Raw genomic sequence first — 14,745 nt, forward strand, 5'->3', positions numbered from 1 at the left:
TAAAATATCTAAAGCGGATGTGGCGGAATTGGCAGACGCGTAGGACTCAGGATCCTATGGTGAAGAGCCGTGTGGGTTCAAGTCCCACCATCCGCATGTAATATCCTGTATAATTTTTATAGGATGAATATACTAGCTATTGGGGATGTGATAGGAAGAACTGGTAGAAGGGTTTTAAAATCAATATTGCCGCATGTTTTGAAAGAATATGAAGTAGATTTTGTGCTTTTAAATTGTGAAAATGCAGCTGGTGGTTTTGGTATAACTTTAAAGGTTTATGAAGAGCTAAAAGCCCTTGGGGTAGATGTGTTTACCTCTGGAAATCACATATGGGACAATAAAGAGGTTTTTAGCTTTATAGATCAAAAAGAAGACATATTAAGACCAGCAAACTACCCAGATGGGGTGCCAGGTAGAGGTTTTGGTATTTTTAATAAAAACCAAAAACAAATTCTTGTGTTAAACCTTATGGGTAGAGTTTTTATGGGAAATCCAGCGTTAGAAAATCCTTTTTTTGTGGCAAAAGATATACTCTCTAAGTATTATTTTGACATAGCTATAATAGATTTTCACGCAGAAGCCACTGCCGAAAAATACGCTTTTGCCCTTTACATAGAAAACGAGTTTAAAGATGTGGCCAACAAGATATTTATTTACGGTACTCATACGCATGTGCCTACCGCTGACGCTTTTTTATTTCCATCTGGTATGGCATATGTAACAGATATAGGAATAACTGGAGCTTGGCATAGTATAATAGGTACAGAGTACGCAGCTATTACAAAATACCTAAACGGCATCCCGGCAAGGTTTGAAGTGGATAAATCTCAAGGTATATTTAACGCAATCTTATTAAAAGCCGAAGGTACGATAGAATCTATAAATAGGCTACAAATATTTGAAGATGTAATATAATAATTAAATGCCAAACGTTTTTGAAATAGATATAAAAGAGGTCGTTGCAAAATTACAAAAGGGTAAGGAGTACAATATATATACTGTGTATAGAGATGTACCTATCAACATAAAGGTGCCCTTTTCTTGGTTTGACATTTCTAAAACTAACGAGGTTTATTTGGCTTTTAATTGGAAAAATACATCTATGAAGTATGCTTTTCAAACTGGAAACCCAGTGTATGTGAAGATTGTTATACCATACCAAAGTAGAGAACTCTCTTTTTATATAAAATGTAGCGTTTTTTCAAGTGCTAGAGATGAGCTTGTGCTTATGGCAGAATCCTTAATAGATGTACCGCCATTTTTAAAAAGATCGAGCGTAAGGGTGGAGTTTGATTATAAGCATAAAGCTTATGCAAAGTTGTGCCTTGAGGACTTGGACGAATGTTTTTCAAACCTATCGTTAAAAAATATTAGCGAAACTGGTTTTGCTATAAAAATAGAAAAAGATGAAAACAAAGATATGATATTGGGTAAGATGAAAGATTTGGCAAGCAAAGATACTGTTTTTGATGTGGAGCTTTATATAGATGGCGATATCGTTAGGGGTAAGGCTAATCTAGTAAGTATATACGAAGAACAAGATGAGTTATACGCTGGCTTTAAGATGTCTGTGGATAAAAAAGACGCTGCAAAGCTAAGCTCTATCATTATGAAGCTTCAACAAGAGATAATTCAAGAGATAAAATCTCTATGAAAAAGAATATATTTTTTTTATTTCTGATTTTGGCTTTCATAGTTAGCTCTTGCTCTAAAAAGCCCTTCAACAACGAATGTATGTCAAAACTATATCAGGGTGATTTTAGATTGGCGGTGTTTGAGGGTCATAACGAACTTATAAAAAATCCCAAAGACCCAGCAGCTAGCCTTTGTCTTGGAATCATGAGTGAGATAAATGGAGATTATCAAGATGCTGTGGTGTTTTTGAAAAATTCTCTTGACAATACAAAAAATATAACGATGATGTCCGAGGCAGAAAGCTATCTTTGTAAAGTTTTTGCCATGAGCGGGGATTTAAATAAAGCCTCGACGCACTGCCAAAACGCTATGAAGTATAACCCAACGGGCGACGCCCTTGCCATAGCCTTAGAATCGGAAGGTTTTTTAGAAAGCGCTAAAAACAACTATCAAAAGGCTATAGAGTTTTTTGATGAGGCTTTAAAACATGCTAAATCAGATTTTATAAAATCAGATATAATGGCTTTAAAAGGTCTTGCTTATTATCACATAGGAAATCTTGATAAGGCGAAATCTATTTTAGAAAAAGCTCAAAAACTTGCCAAAAAATCAAAAAACCACGATGCAAGGGCTATAGCCTTGCTCTCTTTAGGCGAGATAGCAAGAGAAAACAAAGATTATAAAGACGCCTTGACGCTTTTATCAGAAGGCTATCAAGAGGCTCTGGAAGCGGATGATAGTTATTGGGAGTCTATGGCGTATGCGTATCTTGGTTTTTATTATAAAGATATGAATGACCCCATAAAAGCTAGAGCATATATCCAAGGAGCTATAGAATATCTAAACCAAATACATGCAGATAAAGAAGTACAATATCTTCAATCTTGGTTAAATGGATTACAATAAACTAAAGATATTTTTTAGGCTTTTAAGGGTAAAACAATATACAAAAAATCTAATGCTTTTTATTCCTATTGTCTTTGCAAGGGAAGTATTTAATAAAACTTTGTTCTTAAATACAAGCCTTGTCTTTATAGGATTTTGCCTTATAGCATCTTCCACATATATATTAAACGATATAATAGATGCGCCAAAAGACAGGCTTCACCCTAAGAAAAAAAATAGGCCCATAGCAAAAGGTGATATATCTATCAAACTTGCATCTTTGATAGGAATATCTTTGTTTATAACAGGGTCTATCCTTGTGACTAGAGTCTCAATGCTTGCCTTTGCAATGTCTATGGTGTATGTATTAAATAGTTTTGTTTACAGCTTTTATTTTAAGAAAAAACAGCTTTTTGATGTGTTTTTTATAGCCTTTGGTTTTTTGATAAGGATATACATAGGGGCTTTTGCGGCATCTGTGGATGTGTCTCCTTATCTGTTTTTAGATATGTTTTTTATAAGCCTTTACCTTGGTTTTGGCAAAAGAAGGTATGAGTTATTTACAATGGAAGAAAAAAGTGAGGACTTTAAAGAGGTTTTAAAGTATTACAGTGTTTATTATCTTGACCAGCTTATGGTAATATCTGCCACTTTGGGACTTGGCATATATACTATGTATACTCTAAGTATACCCAGCAAAATATTTTTTTATAGCGTTATAATAGCTACGTTTGGTATATTTAGGTATTACCATATAACCCATAATTTAAAAAGCGGAGAACCCTCAGAAGAGCTTTTAAACGATAAGCTTATACTTCTTAGCGCTATAGCTCTTGTGTTGTACGACGGGGTTATACTATACTTTCATTTTTAAAACCCAGATAAAGAAGATTTTAAAATACTGTATAAGTTCAGATAGACTATGAACACAGAGTGGTTTACCATGTTTTAGATGCATGTCTTTTTAACAGACACTTATCATACGATGTAAAAAATGCCTTTGGCACACTAGAGTGGTTTACTATGTTTCAGATACCTGTTTCTTAAAATACGCTTATTATACGACAAGTATACCATGGTTTATATGTTCACGATGTAGTGAACTTGTACAATTAAATCTTTTATAATTTTTCGTTTAACTAGCGATATAATGTTTATAGGAGGTGTTTTATGAGAAAGTTTTTGATGGGTTTGTTGGTTTTTGGTGGTATGGCTATGGCACAGCCTTATTATGGTGATAACGTTAGCACTCAGAATCTTGGTGATTTTACATCGTATATGAAGCTTGATTATATGCATTTTACGGGTTCTCATATAAGTAGTTTTGATGGGCCTTATCTTGGTGTTGGTGTAGATTGGAACTGTAGGCTTTTTAAAGTGGCTTACGGACAATTAAAACCCTCTTTACAGCTTGGTACGGGCAGAGCTTATGGAGATGGTTCTCATCTTGATTTTTCAAATATAGAACTTAACATGAGATACCTATATCCTATAGGTCAAAATCTTTTTGCTGGTTTTGGTGCTGGTATAGGAGCAGCGGATGTAAAACTCCAAGGGATGTCCTCTGGTATGGTAGGCACTATGCAAGGCTCTGGTGAGCTTGATCTTAAGATATCTCCAAATGTATACATAGGAGCTCAAGCAAAGTATCAGTTTGCCACCGAGTACAAAAACACCGGTATAAACCCTGATAACTATAGGCTTGGCATAAAACTTGGGATGTTGTTTTAAGCTTGAAAACTTTGTAAGAGATCCTATATTTTAAGTATGAAGCTTTTGATGATAGATAATTATGACTCTTTTACTTACAACTTGGTGCAGTATTTTAACATATTGGGTCAAAATGTAGAAGTTGTGAAAAACGACGAAATAAAACCAGAAGATATAAGAGATATGGACATAGACGCTATAGTAATATCTCCAGGGCCTTGCTCTCCAAAAGAGGCTGGTATATCTGTAGATGTAATAAAAATGTATAAAGATAAATATCCAATATTGGGGGTTTGTCTTGGGCATCAAAGCATAGGATATGCTTTTGGAGCTAATATAGTAAAAGCTAAAAGACTTATGCATGGGAAAACCTCTATGATATCCCATGATAACGAGGGTCTTTATAAAGGTCTACCAAATCCCTTTAAAGCGGTAAGATATCATTCGTTGGTGATAGATAAAAGTACGCTGTCAGATGAGTTTATTGTAGATGCTGTGGCCGAGGATGGCGATATAATGGGTATAAGACATAAAGCTCTTCCTATTTTTGGTGTGCAGTTTCATCCAGAGTCCATAGTTTCTGAGTATGGATTTGATATACTAAAAAACTTTTTACAAGAAGCTAAATTGAGTTATAATAAAGTTTAAACGGATAGGAGGTTGCATTATGAAAGGCGTAGCTCTTATATGGCTCACAACTCTGGTTTTGGTGGTGGCTGAAGTGGCTGGTGCTATTTTGTGGCACGGGCAAGAATACTCTACGGTTACATTTGGTTTTCTCATGGTGGTGGCTGCTGTTCTAAACGGCATTTGGGTTGGTTTGGTAGTGCCTTTAGCAGCTAAAGACTAAAGCGTTTGGAAGAGTATTTTTTAGAAGTCAAAGACCTAAAGAAAAGTTACAACGGTTTTGAGGCTTTAAAAGGTATAAGTTTTGAAGTAAAAAAAGGTGAGATTTTTGGTCTTCTTGGTACAAACGGTGCTGGGAAGACCACCACTATAAAAATAATAGCCGGTATAATACCACCTACTTCTGGTGAAATAAAAATTCAAGGAAAATCTATAAAAGAAAATCCCGTCAAGATAAAAAGCCAAATTGGCTATGTGCCTCAAGATATTTCTATAATACCTAACCTAAGCGCTTACGAAAATCTAAGGCTTATAGGAAAGCTTTACGGCGTTTCCAAAGATAGTGTTGAACAAATGCTAAAAGCCGTTAATCTATGGGATAGAAAAGATTCTATGGTTCAAACGTTTTCTGGTGGTATGATAAGGAAGTTAGAGATTGCTATGGCGCTTTTGCACAGTCCAAAACTGCTTCTTTTAGATGAGCCAAGCGTAGGTCTTGATCCAAACTCTAAGCTTAGTATATGGAATTTTTTAAAATCAAAAAAACAAGATATGGCGGTTTTAATCACCACTCACGATATGAACGAAGCTGAACGTATATGCGATAGAATAGCAATCATGAAAAAAGGGCAAATAGTGGCAAAAGGTACATTAGAAGAGCTAAGAGAACTCATTGGCGACAAAAATGCCTCTTTGGAAGAGATTTTTATTCAGCTTACCGGTGAGAATATCGAAGAGGATACCCAAGATATAAAATCTATAAGAAAAACAAGGAATATAGTCAAAAGGCTTAGTTAGATGTGGTTTTTGGCTTTTATAAGAGGAAGCTTTGTAATACTTGAAATAGAACTAAGAAAGATGATACGTCAAAAAGTAGATATAATAACGAGGGCTTTTCAGCCCCTTATTTGGATACTGCTTTTTGGCAATGTGTTTAAAAATATAAAGAGCATACCTATAAAAGGCGATTACCTTTCTTTTATGACACCGGGCATTTTGGCTCAATCTGTGATGTTTGTTTCATTTTTTTATGGTATATCTTTAATATGGGACAAAGATCAAGGTCAGATAACGAGATTTTTAAGTGCTCCTATACCTTATTCTTCTATTACCACTGGGAAAGCTATTTTTTCTGGTGTTAGATCTTTAGTACAAGCTTTTTTAATAATGATACTCTCAAAAGCCATAAACGTTAACATCTATATAAACATTTATACAATTTTGCTTTCAATTGTTGTTATCATGCTATCTGGTATATGTTTTGCCAGTTTTTCTATGCTAATAGCCTCGATATTTAAAAATGTTGAGAGGTTTATGAGCGTAATTCAAATAATAACGATGCCTATTTTTTTCTCCAGCAGTGCTTTATACCCTATATCTTTAATGCCAGGATGGTTGAAGGTTGTTGCGTTCTTAAACCCTTTAACTTACTCTGTGGAAGGTCTCAGACTTTTACTTTATAAAAATAGTATTTATATAGGCATACCTTTAGCGGTATTGAGTTTCTACAGCGTTGTTTTCTTGGTTTTTAGCGCTTTTTCTATAAAAAAGCTTGTAAATTGAAATTTCTTAGCTAAATTGTTATGGTATAATGTTTAGGTAAGGAGAGGTGGCCGAGTGGTCGAAGGCGGCGCCCTGCTAAGGCGTTGTACGGTTAAAGCCGTACCGCAGGTTCGAATCCTGTCCTCTCCGCCATATCTTAACTATTTGTGCTTTCTTTCAAACATCCAAGGCATCGGCCCGCAGTAGTAAGGATTTGGATAGGGACAAGCTGGCGGCATATATCCTCCCCAAAGCTCGTACAAGTTACACCCTTTTAAATCTTTCCAAGACTGGGCTTGATCTACGCATATCTCCATATTTTGTAGCATATCTATTTTATCGTGTATAACCTCCAAAAGATAGGCTTTTTCTTGGTTTAGCATTATACCATCGTTAGCATATGAAGTATTAAATACTAAAAGCCAAATACCCACTGTTAAACCTACTTTTAAAAGATTTTTCATGTTTAAAACCTCCTATTTAGAATTTAAGCACACATATATGAATATTTTATGAATAGTCTTGTTTTATTTAAAAGATGCTATAATATAATCTCCTATGGAAAAATACGTAATGCTTATGGATATAGATAGATGTATAGGATGTATGTCTTGCGAAGTGGCTTGCAAGCAAGAAAAAAGTCTTTTCCAGGAAGGACCAAGACCTATGAAAGTACTTAGATTTGAACATTACGAAGAAGAACAGATTTCTTACTTTATGCCTATGAACTGTTTTCACTGCGATGTAGCTCCATGCGTATACGCTTGTCCCACTTCAGCTATGACAAAAAGAGAAGATGGTCTTGTGTTTGTGAGGGATAACCTTTGTATAGGCTGTAAAGCTTGTATAATAGCCTGTCCTTACGGGGCTATAAGCTTTAACCCAGAAACTGAAAAAGTGGTAAAGTGTGATTTTTGTATAAACAGACTTGAAAAAGGGCTTTTACCCTCTTGTGTAACCAAGTGCACTACAAATTGCCTTTACTTTGTAAAAGTAGATTATCCTATACCTCAAAAACACATTTCCAAAAGCTTTGATGTTTACAATGAATTTAGACTGCAAGAAGTATAATATTACAGACAACTCCAAAGAGGTAGATAACAATACGATATTCTTTGCCATAAGAGGCGTTTCAAAAGACGGTCATGATTTTATAGAAGAAGCCATTGGAAAAGGGGCTCCTTACGTTGTAGCAGAAAAACCTTTTAAGGATTTTAAGAATATAATAGTAGTAGAAGATTCTAAAAAAGCTTTTGGAGAGTGTGTAAAAGCTCATTTTGATGCTCCAGATGAACATCTGAAAGTCATAGGTGTTACCGGGACCAACGGTAAAACAAGCACCACACATATAATACACGCTATTTTGTCTCAAAAATATAAAGGTGGTATCATTGGTACTATGTATTACAAACTTGACGATGAGGTTATAGAAGCTCCCAATACAACTCCCGGTGTAAAAACGTGGTTTAGCCTTTTATCAAAAGCCAAAGAAAAGGGGCTTGATTTTGTGGCAGCAGAAGTATCTTCTCACGCTTTGGATCAGCTTAGAGTTTATCCTACAAAGTTTTTTGCCACCGTCTTTACAAACCTTACCCAAGATCATCTTGATTATCATAAGACCATGGAAGATTATTTCAACGCCAAAAGAAGGCTTTTTAAAGATTACGAGTATGAGGTTTGTGTTTTAAATATAGACGATGATTACGGTAGCATGCTTTATAAGGAGTTTAAAGACAAAGCTATAACCTATGGGTATTCGAAAAACGCCCATCTGAAGATAGAGTATTTTGATCAAAAAAACAAGGTTTTTGGCTTTTACTATAAAAATAAACATTATGAGATTAAGACAAACCTGATGGGTGGATTTCAAGCTTACAACATGGGAGCAAGTATAGCCCTTGGGCTTTATATGGGGTTTGATATAGAAGATATTCAAAGAGGTATTCTTTCTTTAAGCTCAATACCCGGAAGGTTCGAAACGATAGAGCTAAACGGTGTTAAGGTGATAATAGATTACGCTCATACTCCAGATGCCCTTGAAAAGCTTTTAAAAACCGCAAGAGCAATAACCAAAAACCGTCTTATATGTGTCTTTGGTGCAGGTGGAAACCGTGATAAAACCAAAAGACCAAAGATGGGCAAAATAGCTTCAGAACTTTCTGACATAAGCATTGTAACTTCCGATAATCCGAGGTTTGAAGAGCCGATGGATATTATCAAAGATATACTTGAGGGTATAGACCCATCTAAAGGGCCTATGGTGGAAGAGGACCGCAAAAAAGCCATAGTTTTGGCTCTTGATATAGCCCTTGATGGTGATGTGGTGGTAATAGCTGGTAAAGGACATGAGGATTACCAGGAGATAAAAGGTGTAAAATATCATTTTAGTGATAAAGAAGAGGTGTTAAAGTATAAAAATAACACTTAGCATATAAACGCTGTATAATAATTATATGGATGAGAAAACGTTAGCAAAAGAAGTTTATCAAAGGCTTTCAAAAATATACAAAAACCCAAAAATAGACCTTGAATTTGATAACCCTTTTGAGCTTTTAATAGAGACAGTTTTAGCAGCCCAAGAAAAAGACGAGAAGGTAAATAGCATAAGAAAGTCTTTCTTTTCTAAGTTTAAAAACCCAAAAGCTCTAAAAGAAGCCCCGTTGGAAGAGATAAAAGAAGCGATAAAATCTATAAGCTTTTACAACAAAAAAGCCATCGCTATAAAAGAAATAGCTACTATTTTAGTAGATAAATACAACTCTCAGGTCCCAGACGAGGAAGACGAGCTTTTAAAACTTCCAGGGGTTGGTAGAAAAACCGCCAATATGGTGCTGGCAAACGCTTTTAGAAAACCTGCTATAGCGGTAGATAGGCATGTGCATAGGATAGTTCAAAGGCTTGGTCTTGATAAAAACAAAGATCCAGATAAAACCACAGAGCACTTAAAATCTATTGTAGATAAGGAGCTTTGGACAACGTTTTATCTTCTTTTGTTAAGGCATGCAAAAGAAGTTTGTACTGCAAAAAATCCAAAATGCCAAGAATGTGTATTAAAAGATATCTGCGAAAGCTTTGGTAAGATAAAATGACAACGCTTATAGGTGTTTTTCTAATAGGAGTAGTGATAGGATATCTAATAAACAAGATTACATCGCTTTTTGCCCTTATTCTTATAGTTTTTATAATAGTAGGGTATTTTTTACCCGGCGCTCATTCTAACGTTTTTTATCATATTTTAGAAAATTTTTTTGATTTTGCCAAAAGCCAGATAATAAACCACAAATCAGAGTTTTTTGAACACAGTTCTTTACATAAGTTTATAGATTTTAAGAATTTGAATATAGTAGTGTTTTTGGTAGGTTTGGTGGTGGGGTTTAAAATAGGCTAATGCAACAAAGTTTTGTCATAGTATTTTTTGGTATTATTTTAGCTGCTATACTTATACCTCTCCCAGCTTTTTTGCTTGATATTCTTCTTGCTTTTGCCATAGGCTTTTCATTGGTGGTGCTTATTTTGGTACTAAATGTAAAATCTCCTTTAGAGCTTTCTTCGTTTCCTTCCATACTTTTGATAGGGACGTTGCTTAGGCTATCTTTAAACATAGCTGCAGCCCGTAGAATACTTCTTTACGGAAACGAAGGTCCTTCTGCTGCGGGACATATTATAGAAGCTTTTGGAAGGTTTGTAGTAGGGGGCAACGTAGTTGTAGGACTTATTATATTTCTTATTTTTATTGTTATAAACTTTGTGGTTATTACAAAGGGTGCCGAGAGAGTATCGGAAGTGGCAGCTAGGTTTACACTGGATGCAATGCCCGGTAAACAGATGAGTATAGATGCAGACTTAAATGCAGGTCTTATAAATGAACAAGAGGCAAAACAACGAAGAAAAGAACTAGAAAAAGAGGCGGCATTTTACGGTGCCATGGACGGTGCTTCTAAATTTATAAGAGGTGATGTGGTAGCGGCTATCATCATACTCTTTTTAAGTATAATCGGCGGTTTAGTGGTAGGTATAGTTATAAAAGGCATGGATTTTCAGGAGGCAATAAAAAATTATACGCTACTCACTGTAGGTGAAGGTCTTGTATCCCAGATGCCAGCTTTGATACTATCTGTTTCTGCTGGTATACTTACTACAAAATCCTCCACAAAGGAAGAAGAGCTCAGTAGCGCTATATATATGCAGTTTACCAAGGATCCAAGAGTCCTTTTGTTTGGCGCTATAGCGTTGGCTGTTATAGGTATAATGCCAGGTTTACCAAAAATACCATTTTTTATAATGGCTATAATCCTTGGAGGTCTTTATTTTTATATTCAACAAAATCTTAAAACTCAAAAAGCTGTTGAAATACAAAAGGCTTTAGAGCAAGAGAAAGCACAAAAGATGGCTCCTCAAACTCAAAGAGAAGAGGATTTTTTACCTCAACCAGACCCGATAACGTTGGAAGTGGGTTATGGGCTTATCCCATTTGTGGATGAATCCCAAGGAGGAGACCTAACCTCTCGTATTAAAACTATAAGAAGACAAATAGCTGCTGAGTATGGTGTAATTATACCGCTTGTGCATATAAGAGACAATATGAAACTTTCGCCGAACCAATACAGAATACTTATAAGGGGTGTGGAAGAAGATTCTTACGAAGTGATGCCTGGGTTTTTGTTGGCTATAGATCTTGGCAATGTAAAAGAAAAACTCACAGACGGAAAGCCCACAAAAGATCCTTCTTTCCATCTTCCAGCTTTTTGGATAACACAAGAGCAAAAGGCAAAAGCTACAAAGCTTGGGTATATGGTAGTAGATATATCCACCGTCATAATAACGCATCTTTCTGAGGTAATAAAACGAAACCTTTATATAATAATAGGAAGAGCTGAGATTATAGATTTGGTGGAAAGGCTATCTCAAAAGTACCCAAAAGTCATAAAAGATATAATACCTGAAAAAGTATCTTACTCTGTGCTTCATAGGGTTGTACAGAGCCTTCTAAAAGAAAACGTACCGGTCAACGACATGGTAACTATAATAGAAACTGTGGGCGATTATATAGATAGAGTTAACGATATTGAACTTTTAGTAGAGTTTGTAAGGCAAAAGCTTTCAAAGCATATAACAAAACGTTTTATGAAAGACAACACCCTTTACGTGATTGCATTTTCTCCTAGGGTTGAAACTAAGCTAAACTCTTATATAAAAGAAGGAAGAGAAGAGGAGTTCTTAGATCTTCTTATAAACAGACTAAAAAACAACATAGCAGAAAACATGAAGCGTTTTGCAGAGTTTCAGGCTCAACCTGTGCTTATTACGTCACCTAACATAAGAAGATTTGTGAGAAAAGCTTTAGAAGGATACTTGCCACAATTAAACATTATAGCTTATAATGAAATAGATAAACAGGTAAATATGAAGGTGCTTGGTGTGGTAGATGAAAATTAAAAAGATTTTGGCAGACTCACTCCAAGAGGCGATAGAACTAACGAAAACGATGTATGGAGATAAAGCTACCATTATGTCCACAAAAGTAGTAAAAACCAAGAAATGGTTATTTTTTTCTACAAACAAATTAGAGGTTACAATAGGTATAGCCGATGACGAGGATTTCCAATCACATTTTAACAAAGAAAAAGAATTATATACAGAGATAGAGCAAATAAAAACTACTTTAAAGGACGTGGTAAATGTTGTTAAGAATGTAAAACAAGAGCCTCCGCAACAAATGCAAACTCCTAAGCCACAATATCAATCAAACGATGATTTTTCACTTAGGGCCATGAACTTGGCCACAAGGCTTATAAATGTGGGTGTAGAACAAGATATAGCTAAAAAAATCCTTGAAGATTCTTGTGGTTTTGATATAAACATAAATAGGCTTGATTTAAAATATGAAGATGATTACGAATCTTTAAAAGAAGGTTTATCTAAAAATATTTCTTTAAAAACCCTAGACTTTAGTAAAAGCATTTTAAGTATATTGGCTTTGGTAGGTCCTACTGGCGTTGGTAAAACCACTACCATAGCAAAGCTTGCATATATGTATAAGATGCAAGGTTTTAAAACTGGTGTTATAACACTTGATAGTTATAGAACAGGTGCTGTGCAACAGCTTCAGTCTTATGTAAATCTTTTAGAAATGCCTCTTAGAGTGGCAGATACACCTCAAAAGCTTAGAGAATGCATAGGTGAGCTATCGAGCCTTGACGTTATATTTATAGATACAGCTGGAAGAAGTCAATATGATTCTATAAGATTAAAAGAGTTAAAACATTATTTGGAAAATGTCCCTTCCTTGGAGATAGCTCTTACGGTTAGTACCACTACTGATGAAAGAATAATATTAGACAGCGCTAAAAGGTTTGGAGAGCTTGGTATAAAAAGTATTATATTTACAAAACTTGATGAGACAGTTTATCCTGGATGTATAATAAATGCATCTTTTAAAACGAATCTTCCCATATCTTTTTTGACGTTCGGTCAGAAAGTACCAAACGATATAGAGGTTGCCACCTACGACAATATAGCTAATATTTTATTAAGAGGTACGATATGATGGAAGGGCAACTATCGCACCTGAAAAGGGCTATAGAAAGAGGTTCAAATACAAGATATATAGCGATATCTAGCGGTAAAGGTGGTGTTGGCAAAACTCTTATAAGCATAAACCTTGCTATGATCATAGGAAATACTGGCAAAAGGGTGCTTATCATAGACGGAGATTTTGGTCTTTCAAACGTACATATCATGCTTGGACTCACTCCAGAGAAAAACCTGTCTGATTTTATAAACGGTAAAGCAAGTATAGATGAGATAGTTTTTAAAATAAACAACAACGTATCCTTTATATCCAGTGGAAACGGTATTCAAGAGCTTGTAAACTTATCTTCAAAAGATATAACAGAGATTCTTGATAGAATTCATGAATATGCTGAGAATAACTTTGATATCATTATTTTTGATACACCCCCAGGCATTCACAACGAAACGCTTATTATTACATCGTCTTCTGATATACCGATTGTTATATCTACACCAGAGCCTACTGCTGTAGCAGATGCGTATGCTCTTATAAAGGTGTTAAACACATCTATGATGTTAAAAGATTTTTACGTTTTGATAAACAAATGTAGTTCAAAGGAAGAAGGTTTAAAAATATTTAACAGTATAAACACTGTGTCTCAGCGCTTTTTAGATATAAATTTAAAATATTTAGGTTATATAACCTACAACAAGAATATTATAAGAAAAATAGTGGACCAAAAACCTTTTGATAAGACTCTGACAGATGAGCTTACCCAGAGTTTAAAGAACATACCTCTAAACATAAATGTACAGTCTAAACAGAGTTTCTGGTCAAAACTTATAGAGAGGTTAAAACCCACATGAACAGCACTTTTATATATGAAACTATAGGTTTTGGCAAAGTTTATATTGATAAAAAATTAAGAGAAAGTGTAAAAAATAGCGTAGATAACGTTGAAAATAAAAATCAAGAGACCTTAAATAACAATTCTGCCACGATTTATAAGTCAACCGCATCAGATTTGTTACAGCAATTAAAAGCTTTTTATGAGACTTGTAAAGATTGTAAGAAATGCAAACTATCAGAGCAAAGGACTCAAGTGGTGTTTGGTGATGGTAACCCTGATACTGGTATAATGTTTGTTGGAGAAGCACCAGGGGCTGATGAAGATGTTGAGGGTAAACCGTTTGTTGGAAAAGCTGGCAAACTTTTAACTCAGGAACTTGAAAGAGTGGGGCTTTTAAGACAAAGGGATTATTATATAACAAATGTTGTGAAATGTAGACCCCCAGACAATAGAACTCCAGAAGAGCAAGAGATGATAACGTGCTCTTATATACTAAAAGAAGAGATAAAGCTTATAAAGCCAAAGCTTGTAATAGCTCTTGGAAGAACGGCGGCAGTCGGGCTTTCTGGCATAAAACAGATATCTCCCACCAAGGTAAGGGGAAGTTTTATATTGGCAAACCTAAAAAGTCCCGTTTTAGCACCTGGGACAAAAATATTTGCCACTTACCATCCTTCCTATCTTCTTAGGAATCCAAACGAACTTAGCAATTTTAGAGAAGATATTTTAAAAATTAAAAGCCTTATAGACAGCTTACGTTAGA

The 14,745-nt window shown here is 35.1% G+C and carries 18 protein-coding genes and 2 tRNA genes; 19 read left to right on the plus strand and 1 reads right to left on the minus strand.

Features of this window, described 5'->3' with window-relative positions; translation table 11 throughout:
* Window positions 1-13: 13 nt before the first annotated feature.
* From HYD3684_RS07300 to HYD3684_RS07350, 11 genes are all read left to right on the plus strand, one after another.
* Window positions 14-96, plus strand: a tRNA-Leu gene (locus HYD3684_RS07300).
* Between the two features lie 27 nt (window positions 97-123).
* Entirely contained in the window at window positions 124-915 is a 792-nt protein-coding gene (locus HYD3684_RS07305; protein ID WP_015420018.1) for a TIGR00282 family metallophosphoesterase, read from the plus strand.
* Window positions 916-922: 7 nt separating this feature from the next.
* Window positions 923-1,654, plus strand: coding sequence for a hypothetical protein (locus HYD3684_RS07310; protein ID WP_015420019.1), 732 nt, complete (start codon window positions 923-925; stop codon window positions 1,652-1,654).
* Window positions 1,651-2,541 carry a tetratricopeptide repeat protein gene (locus tag HYD3684_RS07315; protein WP_015420020.1) on the plus strand — a complete coding sequence of 297 codons (891 nt, stop codon included), beginning with the start codon at window positions 1,651-1,653 and terminating at the stop codon, window positions 2,539-2,541. Before HYD3684_RS07310 ends, HYD3684_RS07315 begins: the two co-directional genes overlap by 4 nt.
* Window positions 2,528-3,394 carry a UbiA prenyltransferase family protein gene (locus tag HYD3684_RS07320; protein ID WP_015420021.1) on the plus strand — a complete coding sequence of 289 codons (867 nt, stop codon included), beginning with the start codon at window positions 2,528-2,530 and terminating at the stop codon, window positions 3,392-3,394. The genes HYD3684_RS07315 and HYD3684_RS07320 overlap by 14 nt, the downstream gene beginning before the upstream one ends.
* 296 nt (window positions 3,395-3,690) lie before the next feature.
* Window positions 3,691-4,251, plus strand: coding sequence for a hypothetical protein (locus tag HYD3684_RS07325; RefSeq protein ID WP_015420022.1), 561 nt, complete (start codon window positions 3,691-3,693; stop codon window positions 4,249-4,251).
* A 36-nt stretch (window positions 4,252-4,287) separates the two neighbouring features.
* A complete protein-coding gene (locus HYD3684_RS07330) occupies window positions 4,288-4,878 on the plus strand; it encodes an aminodeoxychorismate/anthranilate synthase component II (protein ID WP_015420023.1) in 591 nt (196 codons plus the stop codon).
* Between the two features lie 19 nt (window positions 4,879-4,897).
* Complete coding sequence (locus tag HYD3684_RS07335) at window positions 4,898-5,080, plus strand: hypothetical protein (protein WP_015420024.1); 183 nt, start codon at window positions 4,898-4,900, stop codon at window positions 5,078-5,080.
* Window positions 5,081-5,085: 5 nt separating this feature from the next.
* Window positions 5,086-5,874 (plus strand): ATP-binding cassette domain-containing protein, encoded by a 789-nt coding sequence (locus HYD3684_RS07340; protein ID WP_015420025.1) that lies wholly within the window; start codon window positions 5,086-5,088, stop codon window positions 5,872-5,874.
* Window positions 5,875-6,639, plus strand: coding sequence for an ABC transporter permease (locus HYD3684_RS07345; protein WP_015420026.1), 765 nt, complete (start codon window positions 5,875-5,877; stop codon window positions 6,637-6,639).
* A 40-nt stretch (window positions 6,640-6,679) separates the two neighbouring features.
* Window positions 6,680-6,771 (plus strand) — tRNA-Ser (locus tag HYD3684_RS07350).
* A gap of 8 nt (window positions 6,772-6,779) precedes the next feature.
* On the opposite strand, the gene HYD3684_RS07355 is transcribed toward HYD3684_RS07350, so the two are convergent.
* On the minus strand, window positions 6,780-7,082 hold the full coding sequence (locus HYD3684_RS07355) for a hypothetical protein (RefSeq protein ID WP_015420027.1): 303 nt from the start codon (window positions 7,080-7,082) through the stop codon (window positions 6,780-6,782).
* Window positions 7,083-7,191: 109 nt separating this feature from the next.
* On the opposite strand from HYD3684_RS07355, the gene HYD3684_RS07360 reads away from it, so the two are divergent.
* Genes HYD3684_RS07360 through HYD3684_RS07395 form a run of 8 tightly spaced genes read left to right on the plus strand, consistent with a single transcriptional unit; the run spans window position 7,192 to window position 14,744 of the window.
* Window positions 7,192-7,689, plus strand: coding sequence for a 4Fe-4S dicluster domain-containing protein (locus tag HYD3684_RS07360; protein ID WP_015420028.1), 498 nt, complete (start codon window positions 7,192-7,194; stop codon window positions 7,687-7,689).
* Window positions 7,664-9,046, plus strand: coding sequence for a UDP-N-acetylmuramoyl-L-alanyl-D-glutamate--2,6-diaminopimelate ligase (locus HYD3684_RS07365; RefSeq protein ID WP_237698598.1), 1,383 nt, complete (start codon window positions 7,664-7,666; stop codon window positions 9,044-9,046). The genes HYD3684_RS07360 and HYD3684_RS07365 overlap by 26 nt, the downstream gene beginning before the upstream one ends.
* Window positions 9,047-9,071: 25 nt before the next feature.
* Window positions 9,072-9,707 (plus strand): endonuclease III, encoded by a 636-nt coding sequence (nth, locus tag HYD3684_RS07370; RefSeq protein WP_015420030.1) that lies wholly within the window; start codon window positions 9,072-9,074, stop codon window positions 9,705-9,707.
* Window positions 9,704-10,006 carry a hypothetical protein gene (locus HYD3684_RS07375; RefSeq protein WP_015420031.1) on the plus strand — a complete coding sequence of 101 codons (303 nt, stop codon included), beginning with the start codon at window positions 9,704-9,706 and terminating at the stop codon, window positions 10,004-10,006. Before nth ends, HYD3684_RS07375 begins: the two co-directional genes overlap by 4 nt.
* Window positions 10,006-12,054: a flagellar biosynthesis protein FlhA gene (gene flhA, locus HYD3684_RS07380; RefSeq protein ID WP_015420032.1), complete on the plus strand. Its 2,049-nt coding sequence runs from the start codon at window positions 10,006-10,008 to the stop codon at window positions 12,052-12,054. Before HYD3684_RS07375 ends, flhA begins: the two co-directional genes overlap by 1 nt.
* On the plus strand, window positions 12,044-13,165 hold the full coding sequence (locus HYD3684_RS07385; RefSeq protein ID WP_015420033.1) for an AAA family ATPase: 1,122 nt from the start codon (window positions 12,044-12,046) through the stop codon (window positions 13,163-13,165). The genes flhA and HYD3684_RS07385 overlap by 11 nt, the downstream gene beginning before the upstream one ends.
* Window positions 13,162-13,998, plus strand: a complete 837-nt coding sequence (locus HYD3684_RS07390; RefSeq protein ID WP_015420034.1) for a MinD/ParA family protein — start codon at window positions 13,162-13,164, stop codon at window positions 13,996-13,998. Before HYD3684_RS07385 ends, HYD3684_RS07390 begins: the two co-directional genes overlap by 4 nt.
* The gene (locus HYD3684_RS07395) at window positions 13,995-14,744 is read left to right on the plus strand and encodes a uracil-DNA glycosylase (RefSeq protein WP_015420035.1); all 750 of its coding nucleotides are present in this window, start codon (window positions 13,995-13,997) and stop codon (window positions 14,742-14,744) included. Before HYD3684_RS07390 ends, HYD3684_RS07395 begins: the two co-directional genes overlap by 4 nt.
* The last annotated feature ends 1 nt before the right edge of the window (window position 14,745 follow it).

This window comes from Hydrogenobaculum sp. 3684 (assembly GCF_000213785.1).
In the GTDB taxonomy this organism is placed as follows: domain Bacteria; phylum Aquificota; class Aquificia; order Aquificales; family Aquificaceae; genus Hydrogenobaculum.

Bases quoted from the DNA above. Each gene is read 5' to 3' on its own strand.
- HYD3684_RS07355 (WP_015420027.1), bottom strand. From the start codon at position 7,082: ATGAAAAATCTTTTAAAAGTAGGTTTAACAGTGGGTATTTGGCTTTTA.
- HYD3684_RS07365 (WP_237698598.1), top strand. From the start codon at position 7,664: ATGAATTTAGACTGCAAGAAGTATAATATTACAGACAACTCCAAAGAG.
- HYD3684_RS07395 (WP_015420035.1), top strand. From the start codon at position 13,995: ATGAACAGCACTTTTATATATGAAACTATAGGTTTTGGCAAAGTTTAT.
- nth (WP_015420030.1), top strand. From the start codon at position 9,072: ATGGATGAGAAAACGTTAGCAAAAGAAGTTTATCAAAGGCTTTCAAAA.
- HYD3684_RS07325 (WP_015420022.1), top strand. From the start codon at position 3,691: ATGAGAAAGTTTTTGATGGGTTTGTTGGTTTTTGGTGGTATGGCTATG.
- HYD3684_RS07305 (WP_015420018.1), top strand. From the start codon at position 124: ATGAATATACTAGCTATTGGGGATGTGATAGGAAGAACTGGTAGAAGG.
- HYD3684_RS07330 (WP_015420023.1), top strand. From the start codon at position 4,288: ATGAAGCTTTTGATGATAGATAATTATGACTCTTTTACTTACAACTTG.
- HYD3684_RS07360 (WP_015420028.1), top strand. From the start codon at position 7,192: ATGCTTATGGATATAGATAGATGTATAGGATGTATGTCTTGCGAAGTG.
- HYD3684_RS07315 (WP_015420020.1), top strand. From the start codon at position 1,651: ATGAAAAAGAATATATTTTTTTTATTTCTGATTTTGGCTTTCATAGTT.
- HYD3684_RS07375 (WP_015420031.1), top strand. From the start codon at position 9,704: ATGACAACGCTTATAGGTGTTTTTCTAATAGGAGTAGTGATAGGATAT.
- flhA (WP_015420032.1), top strand. From the start codon at position 10,006: ATGCAACAAAGTTTTGTCATAGTATTTTTTGGTATTATTTTAGCTGCT.
- HYD3684_RS07310 (WP_015420019.1), top strand. From the start codon at position 923: ATGCCAAACGTTTTTGAAATAGATATAAAAGAGGTCGTTGCAAAATTA.
- HYD3684_RS07345 (WP_015420026.1), top strand. From the start codon at position 5,875: ATGTGGTTTTTGGCTTTTATAAGAGGAAGCTTTGTAATACTTGAAATA.
- HYD3684_RS07320 (WP_015420021.1), top strand. From the start codon at position 2,528: ATGGATTACAATAAACTAAAGATATTTTTTAGGCTTTTAAGGGTAAAA.
- HYD3684_RS07335 (WP_015420024.1), top strand. From the start codon at position 4,898: ATGAAAGGCGTAGCTCTTATATGGCTCACAACTCTGGTTTTGGTGGTG.
- HYD3684_RS07385 (WP_015420033.1), top strand. From the start codon at position 12,044: ATGAAAATTAAAAAGATTTTGGCAGACTCACTCCAAGAGGCGATAGAA.
- HYD3684_RS07390 (WP_015420034.1), top strand. From the start codon at position 13,162: ATGATGGAAGGGCAACTATCGCACCTGAAAAGGGCTATAGAAAGAGGT.